18 protein-coding genes are annotated in these 17,359 nt (G+C 72.3%); 9 read left to right on the forward strand and 9 right to left on the reverse strand.

Annotation, left to right across the window (positions count from 1 at the left end; all coding sequences use genetic code 11):
• Positions 1-156 precede the first annotated feature (156 nt).
• The 3 genes from IE97_RS0124700 to IE97_RS0124710 all read left to right on the forward strand — a co-directional run bounded on the left by IE97_RS0124700 (position 157) and on the right by IE97_RS0124710 (position 2,484).
• Complete coding sequence (locus IE97_RS0124700) at positions 157-1,317, forward strand: ROK family transcriptional regulator (protein WP_030244601.1); 1,161 nt, start codon at positions 157-159, stop codon at positions 1,315-1,317.
• A 100-nt stretch (positions 1,318-1,417) separates the two neighbouring features.
• The gene (locus tag IE97_RS0124705) at positions 1,418-1,603 is read left to right on the forward strand and encodes a hypothetical protein (RefSeq protein WP_030244603.1); all 186 of its coding nucleotides are present in this window, start codon (positions 1,418-1,420) and stop codon (positions 1,601-1,603) included.
• 56 nt (positions 1,604-1,659) lie between these two features.
• Positions 1,660-2,484, forward strand: coding sequence for an EamA family transporter (locus tag IE97_RS0124710; protein ID WP_030244605.1), 825 nt, complete (start codon positions 1,660-1,662; stop codon positions 2,482-2,484).
• Between the two features lie 23 nt (positions 2,485-2,507).
• Here the strand turns inward: IE97_RS0124710 and IE97_RS0124715 are convergent, their stop codons facing one another.
• The gene (locus IE97_RS0124715; protein WP_030244608.1) at positions 2,508-3,845 is read right to left on the reverse strand and encodes a S1 family peptidase; all 1,338 of its coding nucleotides are present in this window, start codon (positions 3,843-3,845) and stop codon (positions 2,508-2,510) included.
• A 117-nt stretch (positions 3,846-3,962) separates the two neighbouring features.
• A complete protein-coding gene (locus IE97_RS0124720) occupies positions 3,963-4,955 on the reverse strand; it encodes a hypothetical protein (protein ID WP_030244610.1) in 993 nt (330 codons plus the stop codon).
• Between the two features lie 24 nt (positions 4,956-4,979).
• Here IE97_RS0124720 and IE97_RS0124725 point away from each other — a divergent pair, with 24 nt between their 5' ends.
• The gene (locus IE97_RS0124725) at positions 4,980-6,155 is read left to right on the forward strand and encodes a MalY/PatB family protein (protein ID WP_030244614.1); all 1,176 of its coding nucleotides are present in this window, start codon (positions 4,980-4,982) and stop codon (positions 6,153-6,155) included.
• A 44-nt stretch (positions 6,156-6,199) separates the two neighbouring features.
• The gene (locus tag IE97_RS0124730; RefSeq protein ID WP_030244617.1) at positions 6,200-6,586 is read left to right on the forward strand and encodes a PPOX class F420-dependent oxidoreductase; all 387 of its coding nucleotides are present in this window, start codon (positions 6,200-6,202) and stop codon (positions 6,584-6,586) included.
• A gap of 119 nt (positions 6,587-6,705) precedes the next feature.
• Here the strand turns inward: IE97_RS0124730 and IE97_RS0124735 are convergent, their stop codons facing one another.
• Positions 6,706-7,119: a Zn-ribbon domain-containing OB-fold protein gene (locus IE97_RS0124735; RefSeq protein WP_030244620.1), complete on the reverse strand. Its 414-nt coding sequence runs from the start codon at positions 7,117-7,119 to the stop codon at positions 6,706-6,708.
• Between the two features lie 152 nt (positions 7,120-7,271).
• Positions 7,272-7,982 carry a TetR/AcrR family transcriptional regulator gene (locus IE97_RS0124740; RefSeq protein ID WP_063752213.1) on the reverse strand — a complete coding sequence of 237 codons (711 nt, stop codon included), beginning with the start codon at positions 7,980-7,982 and terminating at the stop codon, positions 7,272-7,274.
• Positions 7,983-8,139: 157 nt separating this feature from the next.
• Here IE97_RS0124740 and IE97_RS0124745 point away from each other — a divergent pair, with 157 nt between their 5' ends.
• Positions 8,140-8,898 carry a peptidoglycan-binding domain-containing protein gene (locus IE97_RS0124745; protein ID WP_030244625.1) on the forward strand — a complete coding sequence of 253 codons (759 nt, stop codon included), beginning with the start codon at positions 8,140-8,142 and terminating at the stop codon, positions 8,896-8,898.
• A gap of 95 nt (positions 8,899-8,993) precedes the next feature.
• Complete coding sequence (locus IE97_RS0124750; protein WP_030244627.1) at positions 8,994-9,482, forward strand: flavin reductase family protein; 489 nt, start codon at positions 8,994-8,996, stop codon at positions 9,480-9,482.
• Positions 9,483-9,579: 97 nt separating this feature from the next.
• Here the strand turns inward: IE97_RS0124750 and IE97_RS0124755 are convergent, their stop codons facing one another.
• From IE97_RS0124755 to IE97_RS0124770, 4 genes are all read right to left on the reverse strand, one after another.
• Positions 9,580-11,976, reverse strand: coding sequence for a SpoIIE family protein phosphatase (locus tag IE97_RS0124755; protein WP_051705094.1), 2,397 nt, complete (start codon positions 11,974-11,976; stop codon positions 9,580-9,582).
• A gap of 106 nt (positions 11,977-12,082) precedes the next feature.
• A complete protein-coding gene (locus IE97_RS0124760; protein WP_030244633.1) occupies positions 12,083-12,649 on the reverse strand; it encodes an antibiotic biosynthesis monooxygenase in 567 nt (188 codons plus the stop codon).
• Between the two features lie 48 nt (positions 12,650-12,697).
• Positions 12,698-13,075, reverse strand: coding sequence for a hypothetical protein (locus IE97_RS0124765; protein WP_030244635.1), 378 nt, complete (start codon positions 13,073-13,075; stop codon positions 12,698-12,700).
• Positions 13,076-13,338: 263 nt separating this feature from the next.
• The gene (locus IE97_RS0124770) at positions 13,339-14,256 is read right to left on the reverse strand and encodes a MurR/RpiR family transcriptional regulator (protein ID WP_030244638.1); all 918 of its coding nucleotides are present in this window, start codon (positions 14,254-14,256) and stop codon (positions 13,339-13,341) included.
• A 169-nt stretch (positions 14,257-14,425) separates the two neighbouring features.
• On the opposite strand from IE97_RS0124770, the gene IE97_RS42595 reads away from it, so the two are divergent.
• Together IE97_RS42595 and IE97_RS0124780 are read left to right on the forward strand one after the other, a co-directional pair.
• Positions 14,426-14,587: a hypothetical protein gene (locus IE97_RS42595; protein WP_199807048.1), complete on the forward strand. Its 162-nt coding sequence runs from the start codon at positions 14,426-14,428 to the stop codon at positions 14,585-14,587.
• A gap of 54 nt (positions 14,588-14,641) precedes the next feature.
• Positions 14,642-15,043: a DUF3662 domain-containing protein gene (locus IE97_RS0124780; RefSeq protein WP_030244640.1), complete on the forward strand. Its 402-nt coding sequence runs from the start codon at positions 14,642-14,644 to the stop codon at positions 15,041-15,043.
• Positions 15,044-15,342: 299 nt separating this feature from the next.
• On the opposite strand, the gene IE97_RS0124785 is transcribed toward IE97_RS0124780, so the two are convergent.
• The gene (locus IE97_RS0124785) at positions 15,343-17,265 is read right to left on the reverse strand and encodes a phosphatase PAP2 family protein (RefSeq protein ID WP_030244642.1); all 1,923 of its coding nucleotides are present in this window, start codon (positions 17,263-17,265) and stop codon (positions 15,343-15,345) included.
• Positions 17,266-17,359: the final 94 nt, after the last annotated feature.

The raw sequence follows: 17,359 nt of genomic DNA on the forward strand, positions 1-17,359 counted from the left end.
CGCTGCGGCGGCTCGTCCTCTGGCGGGACTTACTTTTGGTGCGAAACAATTGCTGCGTCAAGAGGGGTGCAAACATCTTTTCGCGGCGACCATCATCGTCTTAGGGTGGTCATGTTGGTTTCAGTGCAAAAAAAAGGGCGAGGGGAGACCGCGCACATGACCGCAGGCATCGCCAGCTGGCTGCCGCTGAGCCCAGGGGAGCGCTCGGTGGCGATCGAGGTGCTCGTCCACGGTCCGTTGTCGCGCACCGAGCTCGCCCGCAGGCTGGGCCTGTCGGCCGGCAGCCTCACCCGGCTGACCAAGCCGCTGATCGAGTCGGGTCTGCTGGTCGAGGTGGCCGAGGCGGGGGTGTCGGCGGAGGCGCGCCAGGGTCGCCCCTCGACTCCGCTGGACGTCGTCGCCGACTCCCGGTACTTCCTCGGCTTCAAGATCACCGAGGACATGGTCTACGCCGTCGTCACCACACTCAGGAGCGACATCGTCGCCCGCCACGACCGTCCGCTCACCACTCATGACCCCGCCGAAGTAGCCGACGTACTGGGTGAGATGACCGCCGCGCTGGCCCGCGACCACCCCCGGCTCGCCGCGATCGGCATCGGGATCGGCGGGTTCGTCCAGGACCGGGCCGTCGTCGGCGAATCCCCTTTCCTGCTGTGGCAGGACGTCCCGCTGGCCGAACTCGTCGAGGAGCGCACCGGGCTTCCCGTGGTCGTCGAGAACGACGTCGCCGCCCTGGTCGAGTCGGAGACCTGGTTCGGGGCCGGGCGGGGCCTGGACCGCTTCGTCGTCCTCACCATCGGCGCCGGCGTGGGCTACGGACTCGTCCTGGGCGGCAAGCGGGTGCCCTTCGCCGAGGAGGACCGCGGCTTCGGACGCCACTGGATCATCGACCCGAACGGTCCGCTCACCCCGGAGGGGCGGCGCGGCAGTGCCGTCTCGCTGCTGAGCATCCCCAGCATCCGCTACCAGATCCGGGCCGCCACCGGCCGCGACCACACCTACGAGGAGATCCTCGCGCTGGCCGCGGCCGGGGATCCGATGCCCGCCCGGGTGGTGGACGAGGCCGCGCGCGCTCTGGGTGCGCTCCTCGCCCAGATCTCCAACTTCGTGATGCCGCAGAAGATCCTGCTCGCGGGGGAGGGGGTCGGGCTGATGGACGTGGCGGGCAAGACGGTCGAGGAGACCGTCCGCGACAACCGGCACCCCTTGGCGGCCTCGCTCGACCTGGAGACGAAAGTGTCCGACTTTCACGACTGGGCGCGTGGCGCGGCCGTTCTCGCCATCCAGGTGCTCGTGCTGGGATCGGCCGAAGCGTGAACAGGCTCACGTTTACCGGGAGATGGACGTGATCAGTAACACTGTCCGGAATGCCCCTTTGGCTCGTGATTACTCACATCGCCTTCACCTTCGGGGTCGTATGCTTCACAGCATGTCCACCACTGTTGAACCCTCTTCCGAGCGATCGGCTGACGAGGTCAACGAGGAGATCCGTGCCCTGTGGCGCCGGTCGGGCGGGACACTGAGCGTCGAGCAGCGTGAGGAGTACCAGCGGCTCGTCCTGGAGTGGGCCGCCGCGGTCCCGCAGCCGGCGCCTGCCGCCTGAGCGTCGCGCAGGTCCGCTGAGGCATCGGACCCTCGTCCCGGGGCACCCTTGATCCAATGGGTGCCCTTCTCGCACTTTCCTCGGCCGTCGTCTACGGCATCGTCGACTTCGCGGGCGGTCTCTTGTCCCGCCGCCTCCACCACACCGCGGTCACCTTCCTCGGCCAGCTGGGCGGGCTGCTGCTCGCCTGCGCCGCCGCGCTCCTGATGCCCACAGGCGCCGTCCGCTTCACCGACCTGCTGTGGGGGGCGCTGTCCGGCGTCGGCAGCGGCGTCGCCATGCGGTTCCTCAACCGTGGCCTGAGCCGTGGCGCGATGAGTGTCGTGGTGCCCGTGAGCGCCGTCACGGGCGTCGCCCTGTCGGTGCTGTGCGGCGTGCTCGTCCTCGGTGACCGTCCGGGGGCCGTCGCCTGGCTGGGCATCGCCGTCACGGTGCCCGCGCTGTGGTTCGTCTCCGGGGGCAGGACGGGTGCGGGCAGGGAGACGGCGGACGGACTGCTGGCCAGCGCGGGCGTGGCCGTGCAGTACCTCGCCCTCGGCCAGGCCGGGCCCGGGAGCGGGCTCTGGCCGGTCGCCGCGGGGCGCGCCGCCGCCGTCCTCGTCCTCCTGCCGGACGCCGTACGCCACGCCCGCCGGCTGCGGCTGCCGCCGGGCCGTTGCGTGCAGGCGCTCCTCATCGGGGCCGGGGCTGCCCTCGGACTCGTGCTGTACCTGCTCGCCGCGCAGCGGCAGTTGCTCGCCGTGGCCGTCGTCATCGCCTCGCTCTACCCGGCCCTTCCCGTCATCCTCGGCCTCGCGCTCCTGCACGAGCGGGTCAGCGGACGTCAGGCGCTGGGGCTGCTGGGGGCAGGGGTCGCGACGGTCCTGCTCACGCTCGGTTGAGGGCGCCGGTCCCGGGCGGGCCCTCATCCCCAAGTGGCCGAGTAATACTGCCGATAGGCCTTGCGGTCCTGCTCCGAGCGGATCCACCGGGTCGCCACCAGGGCCAGGAGGCTGCCGGCGATGACCAGCAGGCCGGGGCCGACGTTGCGTGGGTCGGTGAGGCGGGTCAGGAGGCTCGACACGTCCTCGCCCGTCACCGGTGCCGACGAGCCGGGTGACGCTTCCTGGGAGGCCGCCGGCGCGGGTGCGGTGCCACCGGCCTGCTTCGACACGATCAGCTTGACGTTCAGCTCGGTCAGCGCCTTCGTCACCGGCTGGAAGAACGTCGTACCGCCCGCCGAGCAGTCGCCACTGCCACCCGACGTCACACCGAGCGCGATGCCGTCGGCGAACATCGGGCCGCCGCTGTCACCGGGTTCGGCGCACACGTTCGTCTCGATGAGGCCGGTGACCGTGCCCTCGGGGTAGTTGACCGTCGCGTTCAGCGCGGTCACCTCACCCTCGCGCAGACCGGTGGTGCTGCCGCTGCGGAAGATCTTCTGCCCGACCTCCGGATCGGCCACGCCCGTGATCCGCACGCCCTCGCGGTCACCGATCGACACCACTTCCGCGCCCTTGCCCGCACGGCCGCTGTCGTACTTCACGAGGGAGTAGTCGTCGCCCGGGAAGCTTCCCCTGAGGGACGTACCGACCTGCTGCCGGCCCCGGTCGTCGGCGAACCAGACCGAACCGTCGGGCCCGCAGTGCCCGGCCGTGAGGATGTAGTCGGTCTTCCCGTCGGTCACGTTGAAGCCGGCCGAACAGCGCCCGGCGGTCGACAGGATCGGCTGCGCGCCGTTGAGGCGCGTCGTGAACGTGCCCTCGGTACGCTCCATGCGCACAAAGCCGCCTATGTCCTTCGCCGCTTCGGTCATCCGGGACCAGTCGGCGGCGGACACGGTGCTGTCCCCGCGGACGACGACCTGGTTGTTCTTGTAGTCCAGGGACCAGGACGTGCCGGACACCCTGGGTGCCGAACGCAGTGTGGCCGTGGCGGACTTGAGGTCGCTCATGCTGTGGCGCACCATCTTCGGCCGGGCACCGGCGCGCTTGACCTCGGCGGCGGCCTCGTCGTCCGTGACCGCGACGACCGGCCGGCCGGCGGAGTCGACCCAACTGCCCGCGGTGCGGGAACTGCCCAGCCGGGACACGAGGTCGGCACCCATGCTGGTGGCGGGCCGGGCGGAGTACGGGACGCCGATCGATGGGTCCGGGGGCTCGCTCGCCACGGCGGTGGTGACCATCGCTCCTCCGAGGAGGAGTCCGCCGACGGCCGCCAGCCGTGTCACTCGCCGGACGACCCGTCGTCGTGCGTGCCTCATGCATGGCTCCCGAACCCGAACATCACAGTGCGAACACCGCAGGGCCCTCCTTGAGTTGAGCGCCCGTCTTCCCATACGGGGCGGAGGCGTGCCGTGTTCAGCGTGCGCGTGATCTCTTCAGCACCGGCCGGACACCTGGACGGTGAGCAGGGTACGGCTGCGCACATCCCCCCACACCGAGGCGGGATCGACGTAGGGCCGCAGCAGGGCGGTGAGCGCCGGGTCCCCGCGCCCGTTCAGCTCGTCGGAGGCGATCTTGCGGGCGATTCCGGCGAGGAAATCCGCCACCTGCACCCGCGCGTCGTCACGCGCGACGACCAGCCGGACCCCGGCCAGTCCCACCCCTGCCTGCCGGGCCGCCTCCAGGATCCATGCGATGCGGTCCGGGGTGAGCATGTTCTGCCGGTCGTGCACCAGACGGACCGGGCGCCCGTCGCCGCCCCAGAGCGCGGCCGTCCGCACGATCGCCGGGAGCAGCGGGTTGAGTACGGGGATCAGAGGAGGCCCGTCCAGGAAACCCGTCCGGTAGGCCTCCGCACGGAACCGGGTCGCGGCCAGCCGCTCCAGGATCCGGGCCGCGTCCGTGCCCGGATGTGCGCCACACAGCGCGTCGACCGTGCCGTAGAAGGCCTCCACGGGATCCCCGTCGTGACGGACCCGCAGCAGGTGGTTGGCCGCTTCCAGGAACACCCGCCAGCCGTCCTCCCCGAACGTCCGGTGGCCCGCCCGGAACAGGGCGGCGGCCTCGGCCGGGTCACCCAGCAGCAGGCTCACTGCCCGGTCGACCACGAAGTACGTCTTCTCCATCAGATGCACCCGCGCCCGCCCGTGGATCGGCCCCTCCGGCGCGAGCAGCCACTCCAGCACCGCGCGGTGCTTCTCCCGCAGCAGGTGGTTCGCCTTGTACTCCTCGGCCGGAGAGCGGATCCGGTCGCGGATCTCCCGTACGGCAGACGCTGCCTCCGCCAACGGCAGCGACACACCGGCGTGCGCGAACACGTCGGTGTTCCCGCCGGTGAGGTTCTCGCCGTCCGACCCCGACTCGTCGCACGCGATCTCCAGGCACGGGCCCGCCGCGCCCCGCTCCCCGTCCTCACGATTCCCGCTCACTGCACGGCCCCCTATCGTGTGCTCATGACCAGGATCCCGCACGAGACGTCCGGTGAACCGAACCCTCTGCAAGCCCTCACGCTCGACCGTCTCCGCCGCCGTACGAGCATGAAGTGGCGCACCTACCCCGAGGACGTGCTGCCTGTGTGGGTGGCGGAGATGGACGTACCGCTCGCTGAGCCCGTCATACGCGCCGTCACCGACGCGCTCGAACTCGGGGACACCGGCTACCCGGTCGGCACGGCCTACGCGGAGGCGCTGGCCGCCTTCGCCGAGAAGCGGTGGAACTGGGACGGGCTCGCCGTGGAGCACACCGCGATCGTGCCCGACGTCATGCTGGGCGTCGTCGAGATGCTCAAGCTGGTCACCGGGTACGGGGACGCGGTGGTGGTGAACTCGCCGGTGTACCCGCCGTTCTACCACTTCGTCGCACACATGGACCGGCGGGTGGTGGAGGCTCCGCTGGGGGAGGGCGGGCGCATCGATCAGGGGGTGCTGGAGGAGACCTTCCGGCAGGCCGTCGCGGGCGGGAAGCGGGCCGCCTATCTCCTGTGCAGTCCGCACAACCCGACCGGCACCGTCCACACGGCCGAGGAGCTGTCAGCCGTCGCCGAGCTCGCCGAGCGGTACGGCGTGCGGGTCGTCGTCGACGAGATCCACGCGCCGCTCGCGATCGGCGCGGACTTCGTGCCGTACCTGAGCGTGCCGGGCGCCGAGCGGGGTCTGTCGCTGATGTCGGCCTCGAAGGCGTGGAACCTGGCCGGGCTCAAGGCCGCCCTGGCGATCGCCGGGCCCGGGGCCGCCGCGGACCTGGCCCGGATGCCCGAGGAGGTCGGGCACGGCCCGAGCCACGTCGGCATCCTCGCCCACACCGCCGCCCTGCGCGACGGCGGCCCATGGCTGGACGCCCTGCTGTCCGGCCTGGACGTCAACCGGCACCTGCTCGCGGACCTGCTGGCCGAGCACCTGCCCGCGGTCCGCTACCGCCCGGGCGACGCCACCTACCTCGCCTGGCTCGACTGCCGCGCGCTGGGACTCGGCGACGACCCGGCGGACGCCTTCCTGCACCGCGGACGCGTCGCCCTCAACTCGGGGATCCCCTTCGGCACCGGCGGTGCGGGCCACGCCCGCCTCAACCTGGCGGCCTCGCCCGAGGTGATCACGGAGGCGGTGCGGCGGATGGCGGCGGCGCTCGGCTGAACCGGAGGGCGCGCCGCACACGGCCCGCTCGTAGACTGCCCGCCATGGACGACAGGGCGCTGGACGAACTGGGTGCGGGCAAGTACCTGCTGATCACCAGCTACCGCAGGAACGGGACGCCGGTCGCCACCCCGGTCTGGGTGGTGCGCGACGGGGACGCGCTCGGCGTCTGGACGGCCGCCGACTCCTGGAAGGTGAAGCGGATCCGCAACCGCGCCGACGTCCTGGTCGGCCCGTGCGACCTGCGCGGCAACCCCACCGGCGAGCAGGTGCCCGCGACGGCGGAGATCTGCGACCCCGACACCACCGCCCGCTACCGGCGGCTGATCGCGCGCAAGTACGGCCTCATGGGCCGGCTCACGCTGCTGGGCAGCCGGCTGCGCCGGGGCCCGGACGGCACGGTGGGCCTGCGGATCCTTCTCGCTCCCTGAGCGAGATGTCCGAGGGAGAGGGCGCTCCCCAGCCCGACCCACCGCAACCAGCTGCCGGCCGACGCCGCCGGTGCGCACCGGCGAACCGATGGCGGGCCGGCGGACCACCTGAGAGGACGTCAGCTCCAGGCGCGGTACGGCTCGTCCAGCAGCTGGAAGACCGGCTCGCCCCGCACCGGGTCCTTGGCGGTGGACAGCCGCACCCGGTCCCCGCTGTGGATGCCGATCGGCGGTCCCATCACCCGGCCGCGCACGACGAACCCCTCGGACATCTCGATCAGGGACACGTTGCGCGCCGCCGGCGTGTTCCTGTGCACCACCGTCGAGTGGCGCACCGTGCCCGTGCCCTCGCTGCGCTCCGTGCGCAGCTCGCTGCCCCGGCAGACCGGACACAGCAGCCGGTGGTACATGGCGGTGCCGCACCAGGTGCAGCGCTGGAAGAGGATGGCGTCCGTGTCCGCGCCCTTTGGGTCGAGCAGACCCGTGGCGGAGCCGGCTGCCTGCTGAGTGACGCTTCCTGAGTGGTGGTACACGCTGGTCAACTCCCTGCCCTCGGCCGGAATCCGCGTACGCGGTCACCCGCGCACACGCGTGCCCGGTTCGCCGTGCCACCGCGCACGCAGCACAGAGTATGGCACTCAGTGCCACTCGTAAAGGCACTGCGTACCCTCGATGTGCGGGCCGATCAGGACCGCCCCAGCACCGACTCGATCTCCTGCACGACCCGCCACAGGGGCGCTCCGCGCCGCGAGACGACCACCACCACGTCCTCGGGCCGCTCGTGTGCCGGGGGCACCGGCGTGCCGCCGAACGCGGCCTGCACGTACGCCAGCGCGTGGTCCATCGTGGCGCTCGCCTCGCCCTGCCCGTCCGCACGCAGCCAGGAGCGCAGCGCGTTGTTGTGCGCCGCGACCACCGCCGCCGCGATCACGTCGGCCTGCAGGGTCCCGTCCCGGCGGGTCGCGAAACGGCGGCGCAGGTAGTCGGCGAGGGCCCGCTCGTAGCGCCACACCACGGACAGCTCGTAGGCGCGCAGCCCGGGCACCTTCCTGGTCAGGCGATAGCGCTGCACGGAGAACGTCGGGTTCTCGGCGTACATCCGCAGCACGAGCCGCGCCGCGTCGCAGACCCGCCGTACCGGCTCCTCGTCGCCGGTTCCCGCCGCCAGGAAGGCCGTCATGTCGGCCAGGCACCGTTCGTGGTCGGGGAAGACCACGTCCTCCTTGGACGGGAAGTAGCGGAAGAACGAGCGCCGACCGACCCCGGCGAGCGCCACGATGTCGTCGACGGTGGTCTGCTCGTAACCCCGCTCGAGGAACAGCTGGAAGGCCGCCGCCACCAGGGCGTCCCGCATCGGCGGCTTTCCATTCCCGGTCTCGGCTTTCTCGGAGCTCATGGGCTGGAACGTAGCACCCGGAGAGCGACTCATGGCACTGAGTGCACTCCTCGGGAGGTACCGAGTTCCCCCTGAACCTCCAGCGCGGCAGCCGCGTATGTAGCGGCAAGACGATCGCCGAAGACGGGCGCCCGAGCCCGGACGGAAGGAGAGCAGCGTGTCGACACCGTCCGAGCCCCGGCAGCCGCAGGAAGACCCGGCCCTCGAACCCATCCGGGTCCTGCGCCCCCGCCGCACCGACGCACTCGCAGAACTCATGCGGGAGTTCCGGGAGCAGACCGGCTCCGCACCGGACGGCTCCGCACCGGACGGCCCCGCGCCCGGCGGCTACGAGTCCGTCACACCGGGCAGGCCGCCGACCGGCTCCGAGGAACTGACGCAGGAGATCCCGCCGCTCACGCGCGAGACCCGTGACCGCCGTGGCCCCGGGGCCGGACTGCGCTGGGCGGCCGTCGCGCTGGCAGTGGTCGCGGCCGCGGTGCTCGGCTTCGGCGGCGCCCTCCTCCTCCCCGGCAAGAGCACCGGCGACAAAGCGATCCCCGCCCCCAGCCCCACGACGTCCACCTCGGCCCCTGCTCCTCGCCCCACGACATCCACCTCGGCCCCGGCTCCCCGCCCCACGACGTCCGCCCCTGCCCAGGCGGTGACACCCACCCCGCCCGCCGCCGACCCCGACGGCCCCGGCACCCTCCGCGAGGGAGCCAGTGGCCCCGAGGTGACCGAGCTCCAGGAACGCCTTCTGCGCATTCCGGACGTCTACCGGGACGGCTCCACCAGCGGCAGCTACGACCCCACGCTGACCGCGGCGGTCGCCCGGTTCCAGCTCTGGTACGGCATCCGGGGCGACGAGACCGGCGTCTACGGCAACGACACGCGCGCCGCACTGGAGTCCCGCACGGCTGCCGGCAACGGCTGAAGCGGTAGCGACCCGGACGGAGCACTCCCGTCCCCGGCACGGTGAGGCGAGGCCCAGGCGCGTCGGCCGCGAAAGGCGTGCGAGCGGGTGCGAGCATGGTGGGCATGGACACGTTCATCGACCGGCTGAATCCCGACATGTGCGTGGTCACGGCTGTCGCGGGCGGCGAACGGGCCGGCTGCCTGGTCGGGTTCGCCTCGCAGTGCTCGCTGCGGCCCGTGCGGTTCGTGGTGTGGCTGTCCGAGGTCAACCACACCTTCAGGGTGGCCCGCGGCGCCGAGGTGCTCGCCGTGCACCTGCTCGCCCGTCAACAGCAGGGTCTCGCCGAGCTGTTCGGCGGACGGACCGGCGACGAGACGGACAAGTTCCGGGGGCTGCGGCTGCGGGAGGCCTACGGCGGGGCCCTCGTCCTGGAGGACTCGCCGGCCTGGTTCGTCGGCCGGATCGTGACCCGTGTCGGCGGCGGCGACCACATCGGCTTTGTGCTCGACCCGGTCGAGTGGGGCGGAAGGGAGGCCTACGACGGGCCGCTGCTGCGCCTCTCCGACGCTCTCGCCATCGACCCCGGTCACCCGGTCGACTGAGGTTCCCCCGGCCCCGGCCGCCGCGAACCGAAAGCCCCGCCCGTGAACGGCTCCCCCCTCCCCGCGGTGACTCGTGAACGGTGACGTGGGGCTGCCCCTACCGCTCCCGAACCCCGGGAACCCGGACGTCCACCACGCACACGTCGTCCCGCCGCACCTCCGGCAGCATCTTGGCGAGCAACGAGCCCAGTGACCCCGGCCCGTCGGTGGGCGGGGCCGCCACCGCCTCGGCGAGACGCTCCAGACCCCGGTCGATGCTCTCCGGAGGGTGCTCCACCAGGCCGTCGGTGAACAGGATGAGCCGGTCGCCCGGGCCGAGCCGGCACTCCGCCTGCTCGTAGACCGGCGTGCTGGTCGCCCCGAGCAGCATGCCGCGGGGGCGGCGCAGGTACCGCACCTCCCCGTCCCGCAGCAGCAGGAGCGGAAGGTGCCCCGCCTGCGCCCACACCAGGCGGCGCTGCCGGGGGCTGTAGCGGGCCAGCACCATGGTGGCGGTCGACTGCGCGTCGCGTGAGTGCAGGAGCAGGGTGTTCAGCCGGGCGAGCGCACCGGTCAGCGACGATCCCGTGATGACCATGCCCTTCGCGGTGAACCGGAGCTGTGCCATCGTGGCGACGGCGTCGACACCGTGCCCCGCGACGTCGCCGACCACCAGCAGCGCGTCCCCGTCGGGCAGTTCGATGGCACTGAACCAGTCGCCTCCGACGTGGACACCCGACTGGGCGGGCAGATAGGCGACCTCCACACGCAGGCCGGCCAGGTGCACCGGCCGGTTGGCCATCGGGAGCAGTGCGTGCTGCAACCGGGAGGCCAGGGTCCGCTCGGCCCGCAGGACGTCGTGCTGGGTGAGGATCGCCCGCTCGCTCTCGACCAGGGCCAGCTCCGCCCGCCGCCGCGCGGTCATGTCCTGGATGAAGCCGTGCACCTCGACGGGTGCGCCGTGCCGGTCGGACACCGCCTCGGCCACGAGCCGCAGATGCCGGATCCCCCCGGTCGTCCTGATCCGGAACGGAACATCGAACGGCCGCCCCCGCTGGACGAGTTCGGTGACGGCGCGGGTCAGCGCCGGAGTGTCCTCGGGGAGCGCGAGGTGCGGCACCTCGTCGAGCGGCACCGCACCCCGCGCGGAATCCCGGCCGACGATGGTGAACACCTGGGTCGACCAGGAGGCCTCCCGCGTGACCAGGTTCCAGTTCGCCCAGCCCAGGTTGCCCAGCCGCTGGATGTCCGCCAGCCGCTGCTCCTGCCGGTCGGAGGAACCGTGCCGGATCCAGGAGACGACGAGGGTGTCGCCCAGCGGCGCCACCCGGGCCGCGTACGTGAACAGCTCGGCGACGCCGTCCACGACCTCCTCGTGCGCGAACGGCTCGCCCTCGTACGGCTCCCCGGTGGCCAGCACGTCCAGGAGGCCCCGCCACAGCGGCTCGCCCGCGAGGGCCGGCCGGAACTCCAGCAGACGCCGCCCGGCCGGTTCCTCTCCGGTCCGGCCCAGCAGCTCACCCACCTGGGCGGTCGCGGCCTCCACCAGGAAGTCCTCGGTCTCGCCCGACGCGGCCCGCAACGGGGTGAGCAGCATCGCCGCGACCGGCAGCGCCTCGAACAACGCCTGCACCGCGTTCGTGGCGGCGTCGGTGGACCGCTCGGCCGGGGTGTCGAAGGCGCGCAGCCGGCCGGCGCACAGCCCGGTGACGCCCCGCAGATGCGCGCGGTCACGCGGTGTGAACGCTCCGGCACGGCCGCGCAGCACGCCGATGCAGACCTCGGCCGAGTCCCCGACGAGCACGGGCAGCCAGGCACGCGACCGCCACCGCTCGGGCGGATCCCCGATCAGCAGGTAACGCTGCTCGTCCGCGGCGAAGTCCTCCAGCCAGCGCGGCTCGCCCGCCCGCAACGCGTCGAGCGCGGCGATTCCGCTCAGCGGCGGCACCTGACTCCACTGCGCGGCCAGCTTGTCGTCGATGCCGGCGTGCCCGGTCAGTTCCAGCCCGCCGTCGGGCCGGCGGGCGTAGATCATGACGGCGTCCGCAGCCATGTCCTGGGCGAGATGCCCCAGCAGACACCGGGCGAGGTCGTGCGGCGTCGTCACCCGGACGAGGGCCTGCCCGAGACGGGCCAGGGCGGCGGCGACGTCGTCCGGCGCCGAAGCATCCGCCAGGGCGCCGGACCGGGAACCCGGTGGGCAGGCGTCGGTGGCCTCGGCCGCCTGATCCGGGCCGGGCGCCGTGGGGGCCAGTGTGCCGAGCGTGATCCAGCACTCCTCCAGCAGGGTGTGCCGCGCCGTCTTGGCCCGCTCCCGCAGATGCTCTCCCGCCGCGTCCGCCGAACACCCGGTCAGCGCCATCACCGCGCCCTTGGCCCGCTCCACGACAGCCGACGTGGCCGCCTGGTCGCGCATCCGGTCCATCTCGGCGCGTTGCCGGGCGACGATCTTGGCCAGTTCGACCAGGTCCGGTGCGGCACCGGGCTGCGCCGGTGTCACGGGCTCGCTCGTCACGCGTCGAGCATTGCACACCTGGGCCGATTCGAAGAGCGCCTGGTGCGCACGGATCACTCCCGCATCACATGAGGCTCGCCGGTCACTTCCGTCCCACGGAAACCGGTCAGGGGACGTCGCGTGAATACAGCCACAGCCGCAACAGCCGGCTGAGCCGCGGCATCACCAGATACGTCAGCACCGGCAGCAGGACCAGCGGGAACACGGCGGCCCGCAGCGGCAGCGGCCAGCCGGTGGTGTGCGGGGTCACGAGCCACTGGATGAGCAGGACGAAGGGGTAGGCACCGAGGAACGTCGTGAGGACCATCTTCCAGCGGGGCGGGGCCTGGACCGCGGTGCCGGGCAGGCTGAACCACGTTTCCATCCCGGTCGTCGACTGGCGTTCGCTGCTGACCTCGGTGGCGATGTCCTCGATCCGCCGGTGCCAGTGCGCACGCTCCTCGGATTCCAGCCACGCGGCCAGCCGGTGCTGGTCGGACCAGCGCAGCACCGCGTGGTAGCGGTTGCCGTCCTCGGGGGTCAGCCAGGAGACGCCCTCGTTGCCGGGGAACTGCCGGGCGCAGCGGCTGATGCCGCGTGTCCACTCCTCGAACTGCTGCTCCCGGCCGGGGCGCACCTGCCAGGTCAGGACCGTGGTCACCGGCTCACGACGTCGGACTTCGGTGGTGCTCATTCACTCACGGGTGCCACGCGCGGCGCGGCTCATGCCCTGACCGGCCCGTTACGGCCGGTTCGCCTCGACCAGGGCCTGGGTGACGGCCCGGACGCTGCGCGCGATGTGCTGCAACTGCATGACCTCGGCCGCGTACAGCTTGATCGTGTGCTCGATGACCCCCTCGTGGAGGCCGAGCCCGGGCAGGTCCGCGCGGGCGGTCTGCAGCGCGGTGCGGGCCACCCGGATCTCCTGCTGGACCTGGATCTGCGCGTGCCGGGCGAGCAGGACGGGGTGGCGGATGAACACGGGGTAACCGGCGTAGCGCGCGGGCACCAGCTCGCGCAGCCACTTGGCCGCGGAGCGCTCCCAGTCGTAGCTCCCGGGGGGCTTGACCTGGCAGGGCCAGTCCGGGCTGATGCGCGTGGACGTCAGGGGCATGATCATCGCTTCCGGGGTGTGCGGCGTCGTGAGGGTGGACGACGGGTCGGGGCGGCCCCGGCCTAGGGGATGACCGGGGCCGCCACGGACACCCGGGACGCCGGAGCGGGTAGGACCCGGCCTCCACGGGGTGCGGAACGGATCCGGAAGGGCCGGGTCGCGATCCGTGAGCAGTATTTATATATGCCATCCGGTTTTCAAGCGGCATGAAAACATTCATGCGCGCTTTGTTGTGGAAGGCCCCGGTCTGCGGTTGTCACGCGGCCCGCTCAGTCCCTCAGGAAGAAATGGTGCTGGTCGGCGACGTGTTCGTACTCCTCCAGCCGGGCCTGCGTGCGCTCCGGGTCCGCGTCCGTCATGGCCTGGAGCAATGCCGAGCACACCACGCCCGGCGCGGCGTAGGAGTCGAAGACCAGGCGGGATCCGGTCCCGGTGGCGAAGACGGCGTCGGCCTCGTCCGCGAGGGGCCCGAGCGCCAGGTCGGTGATCAGGGCGACCTTGAGCCCGGCGCCGCGCGCGACCCGGACGGCCGTCAGGGTCTCCTGGGCGTGCCGGGGCATCGAGAACGCCAGCACCCAGGTGCCGCCCGCCTCACGCGACTGGAGCAGCGCGTCGTAGGCGACACTGCCGCCCCGCGTCACGAGACGCACGTCCGGATGGATACGGCGGGCGGCGTAGGCGAAGTACTCGGCCAGCGACACGGAGATCCGCAGCCCCAGGACCGTGAGCGGCGCCGACGACGACAGTCTGCGGCCGATGTCGATGACCCGGTCCGGGTCGGCGAAGTCCCGCCGCAGGTTCTCCAGGTTCTCGATCTCGGCGTCGACCGCCGCCTGCAGTTCGTTGCCCTGGTTCTCCTCGGCCGGGCCGCTCGCGAGCGTTCCGAGTGCGATCGACTGGAGCTTCTCCCGCAGCGCCGGGTAACCGCTGAAGCCGACCGCCGAGGCGAACCGTGTCACCGAGGGCTGGCTCACGCCGACCCGGTCGGCCAGATCCGTGATCGACAGGAAGGCCGCCTCGGTGATGTTCTCGATCAGGTACTGGGCGATGCGCCGCTGGCCCGGAGACAGGCGGGGCCGGTCGAAGAGCGTACGCAGCTGGGCGGACGGGGAGACCTCCGCTTCCGGGGCGGCCTTCCCCGAGGTGATCGCGGATGCCTGTGCGCGTGCCTGCTGCGGCGATGGCACCGGTGCGCCTCCTTCGTCTCCCACGGACGTTCAACATAGCTCACGCACTGTGGTGACCAGGGCTTCTGTGCACAGCACATGAGATCCCCCGCAGGGGGATACCCGTGCGCCGGGCGGGAACCCGCCGCGGCAGAAGATCCCGAACACTCGACTAGGAGGAGCCAACCTCATGACCGTCCCCGAGGAGAACCGGCCGAAGACCCAGACCACGGACGAGGTCCTGGAGCAGCCGGAAGAGAACCGGTCCCGGCCGTCGGGCGCGACCGGCCGCACGATGCGCGAGGCCCTGGAGGAGGCGGAGGTCAGGCCCGGCGACTACGACGAGCAGTAGCACACCCCCACGCCAGCCCGACCGAACCGACGACGCTTCCGGCAGGTGAGATCGATGGGCGCCCTGAGTGCGCTGGAAGAGACCCTGGAAAACCGATGGGAGGCCCTCTGGGCCCGAGTCCTCGACAAGGAGCCGGTCGAGGTCGTCGACGCATTGCGACGCGAGTGCGACGACAACGCCGTGGTGTGCCGGGCCGGCCGGGTCATGGTGCCCAACGCCTACGACGTGGAACTGGCCGACGAGGTGCACGAGCACCTGACGCGCCACGGCACCGACGTGGGCCAGGCCATCACCGACAGCCTGTCCCGGCACGCGGAACGCAGGGGCTACGAGTTCGCCGGCCCGCTCGCGGTGCACGTCGCGAGGTGCCCCGACGTTCCCAACGGCCGCTACCGCGTGGCCAGTCGTGTCATGGAGCACGTGAGCGTGGACGGGTTCTTCCACGCGGCCCATTGAAACCGGAACTCAACGGCGACAGACCGCGATCGAATGCCCGATGTCGTCAACGGGGCGGCTGCCGCCGATCGACTCGGCCGGCCGCCCCGTCGCTTGCGCGGCAGCTCGGGTCCGACACCGGGCGAAGGCCGTCCGCACGAGCGGCGGGACCACGAGGAGCGGCATCGGCCACCGTCTGCCGGAACGCCGCGCGACCCCGGCCGGTGACGGGGGCGGAGCGGCGCCGGCCGCGGGAGGGCGGGGGCGAACCGGAGGCCCCTCATGGAACCACTCCGTATCAGCCCCCGCCGCGCGGGGCGTTACCGCCGCACGAGTCGCACCGACAGACCGTCAGCGGTGTACACGGGTAGGGCCCGCAGCGTCTCGGAGTCCAGCTCGATCCGGTCGAACCGGCCGCGCAGTGCCGGGGCCGAGATGACGGGGACGGTCGTGCCGGCGACCGGCGGCCGCTCGGCGTCGAGCCGCAGCGACAGCACGCTGCCCCGCTCCAGCAGGACCCGTCGGCTCACCGTGAGGGCCGGGCCGTGGTTCTTGCGCAGCCCCAGCTCCAGCGTCGACTCGCTCTCCTGCGCGTAGGAGCCGCGCACCCGCAGGACCTTGTCCGCGCGCAGGGTGCCGCCCGTGACCCGGACATCGCCCTGTCCCAGGGCGTCCGGCGACGCGGCGACCAGCGTGCCGTCCGCTACGACCGTTCCGCCGTGGTAGCGGTTGTGGCCGGTGAGGGTGAGCGTGCCGGTGCCGCGCTTGGTCAGTCCGCCGTGGCCCTCGATGTCGTTGCGCCAGTTGTCGGCCGCGTGGAACCCGCCGGCCGCCGCGTCCAGCGTCACCGTGACGTCGGTGTCGAACGCGCCGTAGCCGTCCGCCGCCGCGAACAGGTTCAGCCGGCCCCACTGCTCGAACCCGTCCAGCAGGACGTACCCGGAAGGCAGCGCGGTGGTGCGCAGCACCTCCCGCCGCTGGGCCGCGCTCAGGTACGGCAGCCGCGTCTCCAGCAGCACCTCCGCCCCCTTGGGCACGGTGAGCGGCCGGTCGCGGCCCCGCCGGGGCAGGATGTACGTCAGCCGGGGCCGCGCCGCACGGGCGTTGGCGTCCCGGTCGGCGTAGGGGTCGGTGTCGGTGCCCGCGGAGTGCGCGTACGCGTACAGGGTGTCGGCCGTGGTGCCGGTCCGCTCGGTGAAGTAGGCCAGGGCCTGGGCGCGCGCAGCCGCCTTGAGCCCGGCGTTCGCCGGGTCCGCCAGGGTGGCGGCGGCCAGCGCGGTGGCCATGATCCGGCCGCCGACCACGTCGACGGGGGAGTGCATGCCGGCCACGATCCGGGTGTGGGCGAGCTCCAGGGCGCGCGCCACCAGCTCCTGGAAACGCTCGGGAACCGCGTACGCGTAAGCGAGCGACGCCAGGTGCAGGGCGTTGGTGTGGCCACTGGGGAAGCCGCCGTCGTCGGCCGGCTTGTCGCCGCGCTGGCGCAGCAGCTGCGGGGCGACGACGACCTTCGACTCGTACACCGGGAAACCGAACTCGTCCGTCCTTCCGGTGTCGACGACCTCGCTCTCCTCGTTCAGCCGCCACGGGCGCGGGTACTGGAAGGCGAACTTGGCCGGGTTGCTGGAGGCCCAGTTGCCGCGCACGGTGTCCACCAGCCGGGCCACCTGGGCGAGTTCGGAGTCGTACGAACCCGCGCCCAGCGCGGACCCGGCCGGGGCGTCGGCGGGCACGGCGTCGCTGATCTTGCCCGGCGGTGTGCCGTCCGGGGCGCTGGTGACGGACGTGACCGCCTTGGCGCCCTTCTTGTAGAGCGCGGCGAGCGGACCGAGGCCGTCGATCATCGCGTAGCTCTGGTGCTGGCGGTCGATGACGAAGGCTTCCTTCGCCTCCGCCTCGGTGCGCTCCGCCGTGATCTGCTCGCAGTAGCGGATGTTGGCGCGCAGCACCTCCGGCATGAGCGGCACGCCCGTGTTCCAGGCACCGCCGGTCTTCCACACCTGGGCGAAGCCACCCAGAACCCGGACGACGGCGTTGGTCTCGGGGGTCTGGTTCGTCGGGACGTTGGACTTGTAGTCGTCGACGAACGCGGCGGGCGCCGTGGCGGCCTTCGCGTCGGCGGCGGTGAGCCACGTGGCGAAGGTGGGCGCGGCGAGCAGCCCCGCCGACGCCCCGAGGGAGGTCTTGAGGAAGCCCCGCCTGTCGACGGGTGCGGTGGTGGGGTGCCCGGCTGATGACGGCATAGGGGGGTGGGCCTCTCTTGAGTTCTGTGACGAATGCTCCGGCCGTACGTACGGCAGGGGAGATGGTGCGCGTGCGAATCAGGGTGCTCTTGGG

This window comes from Streptomyces sp. NRRL S-455, assembly GCF_000717875.1.
Taxonomy (GTDB): Bacteria; Actinomycetota; Actinomycetes; order Streptomycetales; family Streptomycetaceae; genus Streptomyces.

Excerpts from the sequence above, each read along its gene's own strand:
- IE97_RS0124730 (WP_030244617.1), top strand. The coding sequence starts at position 6,200 with ATGGACGACAGGGCGCTGGACGAACTGGGTGCGGGCAAGTACCTGCTG.
- IE97_RS42595 (WP_199807048.1), top strand. The coding sequence starts at position 14,426 with ATGACCGTCCCCGAGGAGAACCGGCCGAAGACCCAGACCACGGACGAG.
- IE97_RS0124705 (WP_030244603.1), top strand. The coding sequence starts at position 1,418 with ATGCTTCACAGCATGTCCACCACTGTTGAACCCTCTTCCGAGCGATCG.
- IE97_RS0124700 (WP_030244601.1), top strand. The coding sequence starts at position 157 with ATGACCGCAGGCATCGCCAGCTGGCTGCCGCTGAGCCCAGGGGAGCGC.
- IE97_RS0124780 (WP_030244640.1), top strand. The coding sequence starts at position 14,642 with ATGGGCGCCCTGAGTGCGCTGGAAGAGACCCTGGAAAACCGATGGGAG.
- IE97_RS0124765 (WP_030244635.1), bottom strand. The coding sequence starts at position 13,075 with ATGATCATGCCCCTGACGTCCACGCGCATCAGCCCGGACTGGCCCTGC.
- IE97_RS0124710 (WP_030244605.1), top strand. The coding sequence starts at position 1,660 with ATGGGTGCCCTTCTCGCACTTTCCTCGGCCGTCGTCTACGGCATCGTC.
- IE97_RS0124750 (WP_030244627.1), top strand. The coding sequence starts at position 8,994 with ATGGTGGGCATGGACACGTTCATCGACCGGCTGAATCCCGACATGTGC.
- IE97_RS0124740 (WP_063752213.1), bottom strand. The coding sequence starts at position 7,982 with ATGAGCTCCGAGAAAGCCGAGACCGGGAATGGAAAGCCGCCGATGCGG.
- IE97_RS0124725 (WP_030244614.1), top strand. The coding sequence starts at position 4,980 with ATGACCAGGATCCCGCACGAGACGTCCGGTGAACCGAACCCTCTGCAA.
- IE97_RS0124715 (WP_030244608.1), bottom strand. The coding sequence starts at position 3,845 with ATGAGGCACGCACGACGACGGGTCGTCCGGCGAGTGACACGGCTGGCG.
- IE97_RS0124785 (WP_030244642.1), bottom strand. The coding sequence starts at position 17,265 with ATGCCGTCATCAGCCGGGCACCCCACCACCGCACCCGTCGACAGGCGG.
- IE97_RS0124760 (WP_030244633.1), bottom strand. The coding sequence starts at position 12,649 with ATGAGCACCACCGAAGTCCGACGTCGTGAGCCGGTGACCACGGTCCTG.